At 67.2% G+C, this 12,714-nt stretch carries 12 protein-coding genes; 4 read left to right on the top strand and 8 right to left on the bottom strand.

Translation table 11 applies throughout. The annotated features are described in order from the left end of the window. Positions 1-24 precede the first annotated feature (24 nt). Entirely contained in the window at positions 25-1,401 is a 1,377-nt protein-coding gene (locus tag AC5RW2_RS10310) for an NAD(P)/FAD-dependent oxidoreductase (protein ID WP_493962475.1), read from the bottom strand. 189 nt (positions 1,402-1,590) lie between these two features. Between AC5RW2_RS10310 and AC5RW2_RS10305 the strand changes: the two genes are divergently transcribed. Further along, on the top strand, positions 1,591-2,364 hold the full coding sequence (locus AC5RW2_RS10305) for an alpha/beta fold hydrolase (RefSeq protein WP_493962476.1): 774 nt from the start codon (positions 1,591-1,593) through the stop codon (positions 2,362-2,364). Between the two features lie 75 nt (positions 2,365-2,439). On the opposite strand, the gene AC5RW2_RS10300 is transcribed toward AC5RW2_RS10305, so the two are convergent. Continuing rightward, the gene (locus AC5RW2_RS10300; protein ID WP_493962477.1) at positions 2,440-3,477 is read right to left on the bottom strand and encodes an LLM class flavin-dependent oxidoreductase; all 1,038 of its coding nucleotides are present in this window, start codon (positions 3,475-3,477) and stop codon (positions 2,440-2,442) included. 166 nt (positions 3,478-3,643) lie between these two features. Here AC5RW2_RS10300 and AC5RW2_RS10295 point away from each other — a divergent pair, with 166 nt between their 5' ends. After that, a complete protein-coding gene (locus AC5RW2_RS10295) occupies positions 3,644-5,644 on the top strand; it encodes an acyl-CoA dehydrogenase family protein (protein ID WP_493962478.1) in 2,001 nt (666 codons plus the stop codon). Positions 5,645-5,654: 10 nt separating this feature from the next. Here the strand turns inward: AC5RW2_RS10295 and AC5RW2_RS10290 are convergent, their stop codons facing one another. Next, a complete protein-coding gene (locus AC5RW2_RS10290; protein WP_493962479.1) occupies positions 5,655-6,533 on the bottom strand; it encodes a hypothetical protein in 879 nt (292 codons plus the stop codon). 107 nt (positions 6,534-6,640) lie between these two features. Between AC5RW2_RS10290 and AC5RW2_RS10285 the strand changes: the two genes are divergently transcribed. Next, on the top strand, positions 6,641-7,813 hold the full coding sequence (locus AC5RW2_RS10285; protein ID WP_493962480.1) for an acyl-CoA dehydrogenase family protein: 1,173 nt from the start codon (positions 6,641-6,643) through the stop codon (positions 7,811-7,813). A gap of 72 nt (positions 7,814-7,885) precedes the next feature. Here AC5RW2_RS10285 and AC5RW2_RS10280 read toward each other — a convergent pair whose 3' ends face one another. Next, positions 7,886-8,926: a DMT family transporter gene (locus AC5RW2_RS10280; protein WP_493962481.1), complete on the bottom strand. Its 1,041-nt coding sequence runs from the start codon at positions 8,924-8,926 to the stop codon at positions 7,886-7,888. Positions 8,927-9,051: 125 nt separating this feature from the next. On the opposite strand from AC5RW2_RS10280, the gene AC5RW2_RS10275 reads away from it, so the two are divergent. Next, positions 9,052-9,816, top strand: a complete 765-nt coding sequence (locus AC5RW2_RS10275; protein WP_493962482.1) for a MerR family transcriptional regulator — start codon at positions 9,052-9,054, stop codon at positions 9,814-9,816. 75 nt (positions 9,817-9,891) lie between these two features. Here the strand turns inward: AC5RW2_RS10275 and AC5RW2_RS10270 are convergent, their stop codons facing one another. From AC5RW2_RS10270 to AC5RW2_RS10255, 4 genes are all read right to left on the bottom strand, one after another. Further along, complete coding sequence (locus tag AC5RW2_RS10270) at positions 9,892-10,449, bottom strand: HNH endonuclease (RefSeq protein ID WP_493962483.1); 558 nt, start codon at positions 10,447-10,449, stop codon at positions 9,892-9,894. Positions 10,450-10,460: 11 nt separating this feature from the next. Continuing rightward, positions 10,461-10,928 (bottom strand): hypothetical protein, encoded by a 468-nt coding sequence (locus AC5RW2_RS10265; RefSeq protein ID WP_493962484.1) that lies wholly within the window; start codon positions 10,926-10,928, stop codon positions 10,461-10,463. Beyond that, positions 10,928-11,488: a hypothetical protein gene (locus tag AC5RW2_RS10260; RefSeq protein ID WP_493962485.1), complete on the bottom strand. Its 561-nt coding sequence runs from the start codon at positions 11,486-11,488 to the stop codon at positions 10,928-10,930. Before AC5RW2_RS10260 ends, AC5RW2_RS10265 begins: the two co-directional genes overlap by 1 nt. 403 nt (positions 11,489-11,891) lie before the next feature. Then, positions 11,892-12,713 (bottom strand): gamma-glutamyl-gamma-aminobutyrate hydrolase family protein, encoded by an 822-nt coding sequence (locus AC5RW2_RS10255; RefSeq protein ID WP_493962486.1) that lies wholly within the window; start codon positions 12,711-12,713, stop codon positions 11,892-11,894. Position 12,714 lies beyond the last annotated feature (1 nt).

Raw genomic sequence — 12,714 nt, 5'->3', positions numbered from 1 at the left:
GGAGTCATTATGGCAGCGGAGCGGTCAGCCGCGCCCGGAAACTTTGTCGGCTACCCGGGCAATCAGCGAGGTGGATTGCAGCCCGCCGGCCTCGGCCCGGTCGGCCGCGTGGTAGGCGGCGTACATGGCCTGCACGGCGATCCAGCGCAGCGGTTCCACCTCCCAGCGGCGCACCTTCCGGTTCACCCAGGGCATCCGCACCAGCTCGCTGCCCGGGTCCACGATGAGGTCGCGCAAGGTGCGGGCGGCCAGGTTGGTGGCGGCGACGCCGGTGCCCACATAACCCCCGGCCCAGCCCAGCCCGGTCCGCGGATCAAGGCCGACCGTGGCCTTCCAATCGCGCGGGACGCCCAGCACGCCGGACCAAGCATGTTCCAGGCGGGCGGCGCGGGTGGCCGGGAACATCGAGTGCAGGATACTTGCCAGCTGGGCAACGGTTTTCGACTGTGTGGCGCCGTCGGCGTCCAGGGCTGAGCCGTAGCGGTAGGGCACGCCGCGGCCGCCGAGCGCGATCCGTCCGTCCGCGGTGCGCTGGGCGTACATGTAGGCATGGGCCATGTCGCCCAGGGCTTCGGCCTCATCCCAACCGATCTCCGCCCAGACCTCGCTCGGCAACGGTTCGGTGACAATCAACGACGAGTTCATTGGCAGCCAGTCCCGGTGCGCCGATTTCAACCCGGCGGTGAACCCTTCGGTGGCGCGCAGGATATACCGCGCCTGGACGGTTCCGCGGTCAGTGCGGGCCTGGCCCGGCAAGATGTCGGTGACGGTGGTTTCTTCGTACAGCCGCACTCCCATCCGCCGGACGGCGTCGGCCAGCCCGCGGACCAGCTTAGCCGGATGGATCCGCGCGCAGTGCGGCTGGAACAGCGAACCCACTGCCCGGCCGACCCGGATGCGCTGGCTGGTCTCCGTCGCGTCCAACAGGCGGGCGCCGGCCTCGGGCCAGACCGACTCCGCCGCGGCCCACGCCTGCAGCCGCTGCAGCTGCGCCGGGTTCCGGGCCACGATCAGTTCGCCGCCCTTGTACATGTCCGCGTCGATGCCTTCGGCGGCGGCCACCCGGATGACCTCATCCACGGTCTGGTTCAGCAGCGTCTGGAACCGGCCGGTCAGCTCGCGTCCGTGGCTGGCGGCGTAGCCCTCGCGCCCGCCTGTCATGCTGTTGGTCAGCCAGCCGCCGTTGCGGCCCGACGCGCCGAAGCCGGCGAAGCGGCTCTCCAGCACCACCACGTCAAGATCCGGACGCGCCTGTTTCAGGTAGTAAGCCGTCCACAACCCGGTGTAGCCCGCGCCGACCACGGCGACGTCCGCCGTCGTGCTCTCCGCCAGTGCCGGGCCGGGCGCGGGCAGCCCACCGTCGGCATACCAAAAAGACACTTCGCCGTTGACAATCCCCATACCAACTCCTTGTCCCGGCCACTGGATCAGCGGACCGCTAGGAACAGGCTAGTGGCAACGGCTGCAGTTCGGATTTACCGGCCCGCCAGTACCTCATGAACGCCACCGGCTTGCGGTCCACGCCCGCATCCCTGACCAGCTAGCGCCACTCCACCCCATCGGCGGACGCGACCCGTGCATAATCAAGTCATGCCGCTTCCCATCGTCCTGCTCCACGGCTGGGCCTGCTCCGCCGTGTACTGGAAACCGCTGGCGGACCGACTCTCCGCACGCGGCCGCCAGGTGGTGGCCGCGGAACTGCCCGGCTACGGCGGCGCCCTTCCCGCCGGCTTCGACTGGACGGTGGAGAACGTTGCCGCCACCCTGGCCGAACAATTCGGCGGCGGCCCGGTGCACTGGGTAGGACATTCTCTGGGCGGAAGCATCGCCGCCACCATCGCGGCACGCTTCGCAAGCACGACGGCGTCGCTGACCTTGGTGGGGATGGTTCCGGTGGCACCGTCGGCGGCAACGGTGGACAAGCTGACCCGGCTGTTCGGCGGCGAATCTTCGGACCCGGAAGCCGACCTGGCCGCCGGCGAGGAGCTGATTGGTGCGTGGTTCCGCGGCGGCACCGAGCCGCAAGGCGAGGGCCGCGAAACGTTCCTGGCCGCCTTCAGGCGGCACCCCGCCGTCGTCCGCCAAAGTTTGCCGGCCGGAGTAACCGGCGCGGCGCCGGGCGTGGCGGAGCTGGTATCGGCACCCACCCTGGTGATGACCGGCACGCGGGATCCCACCCGGCCGCCGGCCGCGGTCGCGGATTTTCTGGCCCGGCACCCGGGCTGGCGGTACACCGCGGTGCCGGACGCCGGGCACATGGTGCACTGGGAACAGCCCGCCGCCTGCGCCGAGGCGATCCTGCGGCACGTTGAGTCCGCAGAGCACAGCACCGGGCGGCTTGGCCGGGGCACACCTCTCCCCTAGGGTTCAGGCACGCCTGTCCCCTAGGGCTCGCAAGCGGACCTGGCGCACCAACTGGCCTGGTGCCCGACCCGGCCGCTAGGGCCGTTTGGCCGGATGGGTTTCGCGCTGGACCACCGGCATGATTTCGGTGGCGAGCAATTCGATGGAACGGGCGGTGTCCGCGAACGGGAGCCCGCCGAGGCCCACCTGTGCCATGTAGCGGTCGTGGCCGAACAACTGGTACTGCTCCATAATCTTGTCGATCACTTCCTGCGGGCTTCCGGCCAAGAGGCCTCCGCCGGGACCGGCCCACGCCTCGAAGGTCTCGCGCGGGAAAAGCCCCGCCGGCCGCGGCATGTTCTGCTCGAAGTAGGCGCGGTAGTACGGGTAGAACGTGTCGCGGGCCTCTTGGGAGGTGGGAGCCACGAAGAAGTGGCCGCCGGTTCCCACCGGCAGGGTGGCCGGGTCGTGCCCGTGCGCAGCGGCGGATTCGCGGTAGTACTCAACGTGCCGGGTGAAGTGCTGAGGCCCGGAGAGCAGCGCCAAGTACAGCGGCAGCCCCAACCGGCCGGCGCGCTCGAAGGAGGAGGGCGTACCGCCCACGCCTACCCAGACCGGCAGCTTCTCCTGCAGCGGCCGCGGCACCACATCCATCCTGCTGATGCTGTGGTGGTGCGTTCCGTTCCAGCTCAGGTTCTCCTGCTCGCGGGCGGCAAGCAGCAACTGCAGCTTCTCTTCGAACAGGCCGTCATAATCGGCCGTGTCGTACCCGAACAGCGGATAAGACTCGGTGAAGGCGCCCCGGCCGGCAATGATTTCTGCCCGCCCTCCGGACAGCAGGTCCAGCGTGGCGAACTGCTCGAACAGCCGCACCGGATCCTGGGTCGACAGCACGGTGACGGCGGTGGCCAACCGCAGCGTGGAGGTCTCGCGGGCGATGGCCGCCAGGACAACTTCGGGGGCGGAGATGGCGAAGTCCCTGCGGTGGTGTTCGCCGAGTCCCAGGAAGGAGATGCCCGCCTGATCGGCAATCTTCGCCAGCTGGACCAACTCGTCCAGACGCTGCCGGGGCGACAACGCCTCACCGTCCGGGCCACGTGTCAGTTCGCCGAAGGTGAAGATGCCGAAGTCCATTAATGCTCCCGAGGTCGCGTGCAGTGTTCCTTTAGTTGAAGCTTCAGGTAATCCGGGATATTCCCCGAGCCTAAAAAGAACCCTCGGCAAAAGAGCTACCGGGAAGTAACATAAGGGGACAGCACAGGGCCTGAAGCCCGGCAGGCCCGCGTCGAAGGGGACTGCCATGAGCGCCGAGACCGACCAGAAAAAAGCCAGCGCCAGCCAAGATGCCGCTGCAGGACCGTTGCCAGCAGAAGCGGGCACAGCCGGCCCGGCGGAGACCACTGAACGGGACGCACGCGAACTCGCCGAGGCGTCGCGCGAAACGGAATGGACCCGGCCGAGCTTCGCCAAGGGCCTGTACATGGGACGGTTCGAACTCGACCTGATCCACCCGCATCCGCTGCCGACCGCGTCGGAGCGTGAGGCCGGCGAGTCCTTCCTGGCGCGGCTGGAGGAGTACGCCCGCACCATGGATAGTGCACGGATAGAACGCGACGCGAAGATCCCGGACGAATACATCGACGGCTTGGCGAAACTGGGCACCTTCGGCATGAAGATCCCGGTCGAATACGGCGGCCTGGGGCTGTCGCTGCTCTACTACGGCCGCGCCCTGATGCTGCTCGGCTCGATACATCCTTCACTCGGGGCCTTGCTCTCGGCCCACCAGTCCATTGGCGTTCCCGAGCCGGTGAAGGTGTTCGGCACCGAGGAGCAGAAGCGCGAGTATCTGCCCCGCTGCGCGGCCGGCGCCGTGACTGCGTTCCTGCTGACCGAACCCGACGTTGGTTCCGACCCCGCGCGTCTGGGCACCACCGCCACTCCCACCGAAGACGGCGAGGCCTACCTGCTCAACGGCAGCAAACTCTGGACCACCAACGGCGTAATCGCCGAACTGGTGGTGGTGATGGCCAAGGTCCCGGAGCACGACGGCCAGCGCGGCGGCATCTCGGCGTTCGTGGTGGAAGCTGACTCGCCCGGCATCACGGTGGAAAACCGCAACTCCTTCATGGGCCTGAGGGGCATCGAAAACGGTGTCACCCGGTTCGACAACGTCCGGGTCCCCGCGGCCAACCGCCTGGGCCGTGAAGGCCAGGGCCTGAAGATTGCGTTGACCACGCTGAATACCGGCCGCCTGTCCATCCCCGCGCTCTGCGCGGCTGGCGGCAAATGGTCGCTGAAGATCGCCCGGGAATGGTCCAACGCCCGCGTACAGTGGGGCAAGCCCGTCGGCAAGCATGAGGCGGTCAGCAAGAAGATCGCCTTCATCGCCGCCAGCTCTTTCGCTCTCAACGCAGTCTTTGAGCTGTCTGCCGGACTCGCCGATGCCGGCATGAAGGATGTCCGGATTGAAGCAGCGCTGGCCAAGTTGTGGTCCAGCGAGTTCGCCTACAAGATTGCCGACGAACTGGTCCAGATCCGCGGCGGCCGAGGCTACGAGACAGCCGAATCGCTGGCTGCCCGCGGCGAACGCGCCGTGCCGGCGGAGCAGTCGCTGCGCGACATGCGGATCAACCGGATCTTCGAAGGCTCCACCGAAATCATGCATCTGCTGATCGCCCGGGAGGCTGTGGATGCGCATTTGTCCGCCGCTGGAGATTTGGCGTCGGCCGACGCCGATCTACAGGCCAAGGCAAAAGCGGCCATGGGTGCCAGCAGTTTCTACGCCAAATGGCTTCCCCAACTGCTCGCCGGCCAAGGCATGAACCCCAAGGCCTACAACGACTTCGGCCCACTGGCCAAGCATCTGCGCTACATCGAGCGTTCCTCCCGCCGGCTGGCCCGGCAGACGTTCCTCGGCATGGGCCGGTGGCAGGCGGGGCTGGAGAAGCGGCAGGCGTTCCTGGGCAGGATCGTGGATATTGGCGCCGAGCTCTTCGCCATGGCCGCCAGCTGCAGCCACGCCGAGATGCTGCGCAGCCAGGACCCGGTGCAAGGCAAGGCAGCGTACCAGTTGGCGGACGCCTTCTGCCTGCAGTCCCGGGAGCGGATCCACCAGCTCTTCGGCGAACTCTGGCGCAATTCGGACACCAGCGACGGCAAGCTTGCCGCCCGGGTACTCGCCGGCGACTACACCTGGTTCGAAGCCGGCGTCCTGGACCCTTCGGAGGGGACCGGACCGTGGATCTCGGAACGCCCGACCGGGGCCTCCACCAAGGAGAACCTGCACCGCGCCTATCGCTGAATCAACCTGTTCACAGCAGCGGCCACACGCGGCGCTGCGCGTCGAAGACGTCCCAGGCGCGCGGCACCAGGCCCAGCGACACGTCGCACATCTGCCGCAGCTGCTCCATGCTCCCGGCCCGGAAGGTGCCGGATTCACTGAACGGATCCGGGTAGCGGGCTCCGCCCATGGCCGCCCATTCCAGCCCGTGCGAATGGCCGCTGCAGAACTGCCAGACATACATTAACGACGGCGGCAGGTCCTCGCTTCGCAGGTCTTTCAGGATCGACGTTTGGGTACGGTTCTTGGTGGCGTAGCCCCAGGAACCGTCGGCCTTCCGCGCAAAGATCGGCGGCAGCTCCAGCCGCGCCGCCACCTCGTTGACCGTTTGACGCAGCCCGTTGAAATACTCCATCGCCCCGGCATGCCGTTCCGGCCGGAAGTCCGCCAGATAGGCATCCCAGAACGACGCCGCGTTGAACACGTCCCGAGCAATGAGCACCAGACTGCGCCGGGCCCGCTCGGTGCCCTCGGCCGGCAGCAGCGCCCACAACACGGTGGAACTGCACTCGATAACCGTCCGTACCAACGAGTACGGCGCATGCGTCTGCAGCCGATATTCCGCCGTTCCCTGCTCGCCGTGTTCCTCAAACAACAGTCGGCGCAGCGCCAGCACATTGTCGGTGGCTGCAGCCAAGGACTGGCGCAGCAGGCCGCTCACACTTTGGGCCGCGGTGAATTGTTCGTCCAGTTGGGCCAGCGGCGACCCCGGTTCAACGGCTGCCTCATCCCGCTGCAGCCATGGCTCCACGTCCTGCAGCATCTGCAGGATGGCCAACGCTGCCCGGCCTTCCGGGTCCGTTCCGCCCACCGATCGCATCTGGCCGAAGGAGGCACCGCCGTCGTCCATTGGCTTATGGTAACGCCGCAACGGCGCGCCGTTCCTGCCAGAGGTTATCGTGGGAGCAACCGGCCGCCATCGAGCCGAATACGTTGTTCCGAGCGAAAGGGCTCCACTTGTCCGCTGAAGCCGATCTGATCAATCTCGACTCGCTGCTCAGTGATTCCGAGCTCGCGTTGCGGAACGACGTCCGCGCCTTCGTGGACAGCGCGATCAAGCCGCAGATCGCCGGCTGGTATGAAAACGCGGTGTTTCCGCTGGAGATCGTGCCCGAGATGGCCAAGCTGGGCCTGCTCGGCATGCACTTGGACGGCTACGGTTGCGCCGGCCGCTCCGCCGTCGACTACGGCCTGGCTGCTGCCGAACTCGAAGCCGGCGACTCCGGACTGCGCACCTTCGTCTCGGTGCAGGGCTCGCTGGCGATGAGCGCCATCCACAAACACGGCTCCGAAGAACAAAAACAACAATGGCTGCCGCAGATGGCCGCCGGCGAAGCCATCGGCTGCTTCGGCCTGACCGAACCCACCGCCGGCTCCGACCCCGGAAGCATGAAGACCTTCGCCCGCCGCGACGGCTCAGGTCCCGACGCCGACTGGATCCTCAACGGCTCCAAACGCTGGATCGGCCTCGCCTCCGTCGCCCAAATCGCAATTATCTGGGCCCAGACCGACGACGGCGTGCGCGGCTTCCTGGTGCCCACCGACACGCCCGGATTCACAGCCACCCCGATCGAACCCAAGCTCTCCATGCGCGCCTCCATCCAGTGCGACATCGAACTCACCGACGTCCGGCTCCCCGCCGACGCGCTCATGCCCCACGCCAAGGGCCTGCGCGGACCGTTCGAGTGCTTGAACGAAGCCCGCTACGGCATCATCTGGGGCGCGATGGGCGCCGCCCGCGACGCCTGGCAGGCCGCCGTCGACTACTCCAAGGAACGCCTGCAGTTCGACAAACCGCTGGCCGGCTACCAACTCACCCAGGAAAAGCTGGTCAACATGGCGCTGGAAATCAACAAAGGCCTCTTGCTCGCCCTGCACCTGGGCCGGCTCAAGGACGCCGGCAACCTGCAGCCCCACCAGATATCCGTGGGCAAACTCAACAACTGCCGAGAAGCCATCAAGATCGCCCGCGAATGCCGCACCATCCTCGGCGGCAACGGCATCACCTTGGACTACTCACCGCTGCGGCACGCCAACAACCTCGAATCCGTCCGCACTTACGAAGGCACCGACGAAGTCCACACCTTGATCCTCGGCCAGAAAATCACCGGCATCCCCGCCTTCCGCTGAGGCTGCGGCAGGCTGCAGTCCGGTGCATCCCGGACCCTTCCGGTCCGCGGTCCGCGGTCAACCGGTTCGCGGTCAGCCGGTCCGGCGCTGCCGGCCGGCACGCGCAGCAATCAGCAGGCCCACGCCGGTCATTCCAATGCCCAGCAGCGTTTCCGGGCCGACCACGCTTCCCGCAGACGGCCAGAAAATATCCACGGCCAACGCTCCGACCAACTGTCCGCCGATCACCGTCAGCGTCATCAGCAGCACGCCGGTGCTGGCCACACAGACGGTGGCGGCGGCCAGGATCATGGTGCCCAGCGGACCACCCAAATACAGCCACCACGGCCCGGTGAGCAGGTCGGCCCGCCCGATGATCGCCGCCTGCACCATCCAGACCGCCAGCAGAGCCACCGTTCCCACACCGAAGTTCAGCAGCGTGGAAATGACCGGGCTGCCGTGCGCCGTACCTATCTGGCCTAAGACACCCTGCTGGACGCTCTGAAGCAATCCTGACACCAGTGGGATCAGCATGAACAAGACCAGCGGTCCCGCTGCCGTCGATGACCCAAAATGGGCGCTGGCGGCAATGACCGCTGCCAGAAAGGCGAGCACGGCTCCCGCTATTCGGGCCCCACTGACCGCAATCTTCCGGCCGGCTCCGATGCCCAGCCGGTCCATCAGCAGACCCGAAGCCATCTGCCCGGTCACGATCGCTATGGTGAACAGGGACAATCCGATCGGCCCCACCGTTGCCGCCTGTGCGAACACGTAAAGGGCCCCCACGACGCCGGCCAGCAGGTACCAGCGTGGGTATACGCGCCGTCGCAGCAACGCTGGAACGCCTCGTAATTTTTGCCGCACCCTCGGCCGCAACAGCGTGAAAAGCACAACCGCCGCGAAGCCCGTGCCGAAGCTGACCAAGGCCGCTCCCACACTGTCCCCCAGTTCAATTCCCAGCTGGCTGTTGAGCCGGCTCTGCACGGCCAGCCCCACTCCTGCAACCAGCGCCAACAGTAGAGCCAGCGGCACCGGCAATTGGATGCCCTCGCGCTGGGTGGAGTTCCTTCCGCCCGGCACATGCACTCCCCCGCGGCTGCCGCGGGGAGAATCAGCGGGCCGGTCTGCGTGCACGTGCCGATGTTATCCCGCCAGTCGGTTCCTGTCTGCGCTGCTGATGCTGGCCGACGATTACGCCGCGCGAACCCGCCCACACACGCCTTGACCTTGACGTTGCGTCAAGCTTCATAGTGGTTGCTATGGGAATGGCGCAGGTCAGAATGTATTCGATCCAAGAAGTCGCTAAAGCTGCCGGAACTACCAGCAGGACTTTGCGGCATTACCAGGACATTGGCCTGCTTGAGCCAAGCAGCACGGGCTACAACGGCTACCGCTATTACGACGACGAGGCCCTGCTGCGGCTCCAGCGGATCCTCCTGCTGCGCCAGCTTGGATTGGGTCTGTCCGAGATCAACAAGGTGCTGGAAGGCACACGGGATACGACGGCCGCTCTGCGCGGACATCTGGAACTTCTCATGCAGGAGCGCGATCGACTCGAAAAGCAGATCGTCTCCGTACAAACCACTATCGATAAGGCGGAAAGGGGCGAACAGCTGATGGCCGATGAAATGTTCGACGGATTCGACCACACCCAGTACAAGGAGGAAGTCGAAGAACGCTGGGGCAAGGACGCTTACGCCAAGGGCGACCAGTGGTGGCGCGGCATGTCCGACGCCGAGCGGACGTCCTGGAAGGACCAATCCAAGCAATTGATGGCGGACTGGGTTGCCGCCGCTCAGTCCGGATTGGCTGCCGATAGCGACGAAGCGCAGGCATTGGCGCGGCGTCAGTTCGACTGGCTGACCAGCGCCAACGGCGGCCAGGAAGTGTCCTTCGGTTACTTCACCGGGCTGGGTGAAATGTATGTGGCAGACCCACGGTTCGGCGCCAACTACGGCGGCGAGCAGGGCGCATCTTTCGTGCGGGATGCCATGAAGGTCTACGCAGACAGACACCTAACATAGGCTCCACCTGCCCTAGGCTCCACAGAGGCGGCGTGGGAAACCAGCAACCCTGGTTATCCCACGCAGCCTTTCCCGTTACGCTGCAGGGCTAATCAGTTCTTCCCGCGGGATACGGACAGTCGCCCAGCCACTCTCAGCGCTGCTGCCTAGACGCCGGACGTCGTCGCGAGCACCCGTTTGCCGCAGGGCAGCTTTCACCAAGAACCGCGCCTCTCTGGCAGATTGCGTTCCACGCGGAGCACCCACTGGGTCAGCGGTTGGCCCGTTCATCGTGGCCCCGGGCAGGGGTGGGGCGGTGGAGGTGTAGGTGTGACCCGTGGGTGTGGTGGTCTTGACGCTGCGCCGGGGCCCGGGGAGGGGTTTGGCGGACCAGCCGTCGGCTTCCTTCGATTGATTGCAGCGCTCGCACAGCCCCTGCCCGTTTGCCAGGCTGGTGGGCCCGCCCTCGGCGTAGGCGAAAATGTGGTCGATGTGCCGGATCGGCGCGTCGCACCACGGGCCGGTGCAGAACGCGTCCCGGGCCATGACCATCCGCCGGATCCCGTCCGGGAACTTCCGGGCCTTCGAGTCCATGCCCAGCAACTGCCCGGTCCCCGGCGCGGTATACAACCGCCGGATCCAAACATCCGCCACCCCGCCGACCTTCAGGTTCCGCAGCCTGTCTGCCGGGCCTGCTCGTGAGCGGTCTTCCAGCCCGGCTCGGTTCCCGCCGGCGGCGCCTTCTGCCCGAAGGCGCTGCCCGGCGGGATCTGGCCTGCCGGGTTCCGGCCGGCACCTGCGCTCCCGGGCGCGGCGGTGGGTTCAATTGGCGGGGCCTGCGGCAGGCGGATCAGGTCGCGGGCGTACTGGGCCGGGACGATGCCGTAGCCGGTCAGCCAGGCCGGTTCGGTCCCGCCCTGCAGCAGCGCCCGGTCGGTCATCACCAGCTGCACTTCCAGCCGGGCCGGGTCGGCGGTGCTCCGCCCGGTGACTCGTTCAAACACGGTATCGGCCATCATCTGGCCCCTGCTCCTGGGGTCCCCGGCATTGCGCAGCCGCTCCGCCTCCTGATGCAGCGCGGCCATCACCGCCACCCCTTGGGCCACCGGCAGCAGGGTCCGGACCGAGACCATCACATCGGGTTCGGGCCGGGAGGAGACATGCCGGTCCGCTTCGGCCTTCGCCGCCCGGCCCACCACCGCCCGCGGGTCCAGCCGGTACGCGATCCGTTTGCCTCTGCCTCCAACTGCCGGTTCCCCATCCCGTGCAGACGGTCCGGGCTCCCGGCCAGCTCCCGGTCCACGCGGCCGCGGTGCTCCGGGCTCAGGCAGTCGGTTTCCCGGACCAGGATCGCCGCCCGCCACTCATTCAGCTGCCCCGCCTGCAGTGCCGTGAGCGTGTGCGGCATCTGGTTGACCAGGACCCTGGCCCGGCCCAGCAGCAGGGCCGCCCGGTGCGGGGACTCCCGCCGCGCCAACCCGATTTGCTTGGCGATCCCTTCACCCCGCCGCGCAGCCGGGACGCCGGCGGCGGCACGCTCGGCGCGGATCCGCCGTTCCAGCGCGACCATCAGCCTGGCCTGGTCCGCGGCGATCGCGTCCTTGGCGTCCTCCCTGGCGGTGAGCTGGTCCACCAACTCCTCCGCGGACGCCTCAAGATCGACCGGCGGCAGCGAAACCGCCACGCCGCTCACGGCGGAAGATCCTACCGGCCCGGGAACGCCGGTCGCAGGCCCGACAGCGCCGGGCGCAGGCATGGTGCCGGGGTCAGCCGGGGCTGCGGCGGAAGGTTGCGGTGCTGCCGGATCAAACATTCTCACGCGTCTCAATCTTCAGCATGCCCACCCAGGGCACGGCGTCGACTACGAACGGTCACGGAACAAAGCCCGCAGACACCACCGGAAAACCACACCCGATGGTCAACGTTTGGTACAGAACTGCTACTGAAAACAGCCTATAAGCCGGGTCTGACACTTTCGGATGACGAAATGGTGCGCCGCGTAGGTATCGAGGCGTTGATCCGGGTGTTTACGGTCCTACGCGCGTGGCCGGACCCGCTCCGGGGCTCCCTAAGTCGCTGCCCGGACGGATTGCCCTCTACCCGACGAGGCCCACCGGTGTCCGACGGCAGGCTTCAACGAATGGCCTGAGCAGCGCGTGGAGTTGCCCGACGGGCGAGCCAGGTTCTTCGGGATGCCATTGCACGGCGAGCAGCCAGCCTTCATCGGGGCGGGCTAGTTCCACGGCTTCGACCACGCCGTCGGCCGCGGTTGCTACCACGCGCAGTCGGTCACCGAGCCGGCGGACCGCTTGGTGATGGCCGGACTGGACCGTGATGGTTTCGGTACCGAGGGCGGTGGCCAGCAGGCTGTCGGGTGCGATCTGCACCCGATGGTTCGCCATGGGCGGCTGCGGCTGGTGAATCTTGTGGATGGAATCCGGACCGAGGTCTTCACAGAGCGAGCCCGCGAAGGCAACGTTGATGAGCTGGAGACCGCGACAGATTCCGAGCACGGGTCGGCCGTTCTCGATGGCGCCTTTGACTAAGTCGATCTCGGCCTCGTCCGCTCCGGTATCCACACAGTGGACGGTGGGCTCGTCGGTGTCGCCGCCGTAGCGGGCTGGATCCACGTCGCCGCCGCCGAGAATGACTACGCCTTGGTAATCCAGCGCACTGAAGACGTGGCCTGAGGCCGAATCTACGACGACGGGTTCCGCTCCGGCTGCGCTCAGGCCGTCAGCCGCCCTCTCGGCCAAATCCGCCAGTACCTTCGAGAACCACGCAGGATGGGACGGAGCGCCCCGGACGAAGCTAACGGCAATCCGCGGGCGCGCGCCACCTTCTTCGTTTAAGGGGTGGGCACCGCCGTCGTCGCCCAAGGGGCGGGCACCGCCGTCGTCGTTCAAGGCGCGGGACACG

Source organism: Arthrobacter sp. B0316-1-20, from assembly GCF_059091865.1.
Note: the sequence above shows the minus strand (reverse complement) of the source record. Positions and strands in the feature narration are given on the sequence as shown.

What these genes read in the sequence shown, in the direction of transcription:
- AC5RW2_RS10290 (WP_493962479.1), bottom strand. Translation starts at nt 6,533, where the DNA reads ATGGACGACGGCGGTGCCTCCTTCGGCCAGATGCGATCGGTGGGCGGA.
- AC5RW2_RS10295 (WP_493962478.1), top strand. Translation starts at nt 3,644, where the DNA reads ATGAGCGCCGAGACCGACCAGAAAAAAGCCAGCGCCAGCCAAGATGCC.
- AC5RW2_RS10265 (WP_493962484.1), bottom strand. Translation starts at nt 10,928, where the DNA reads ATGGTCTCGGTCCGGACCCTGCTGCCGGTGGCCCAAGGGGTGGCGGTG.
- AC5RW2_RS10275 (WP_493962482.1), top strand. Translation starts at nt 9,052, where the DNA reads ATGGGAATGGCGCAGGTCAGAATGTATTCGATCCAAGAAGTCGCTAAA.
- AC5RW2_RS10305 (WP_493962476.1), top strand. Translation starts at nt 1,591, where the DNA reads ATGCCGCTTCCCATCGTCCTGCTCCACGGCTGGGCCTGCTCCGCCGTG.
- AC5RW2_RS10310 (WP_493962475.1), bottom strand. Translation starts at nt 1,401, where the DNA reads ATGGGGATTGTCAACGGCGAAGTGTCTTTTTGGTATGCCGACGGTGGG.
- AC5RW2_RS10300 (WP_493962477.1), bottom strand. Translation starts at nt 3,477, where the DNA reads ATGGACTTCGGCATCTTCACCTTCGGCGAACTGACACGTGGCCCGGAC.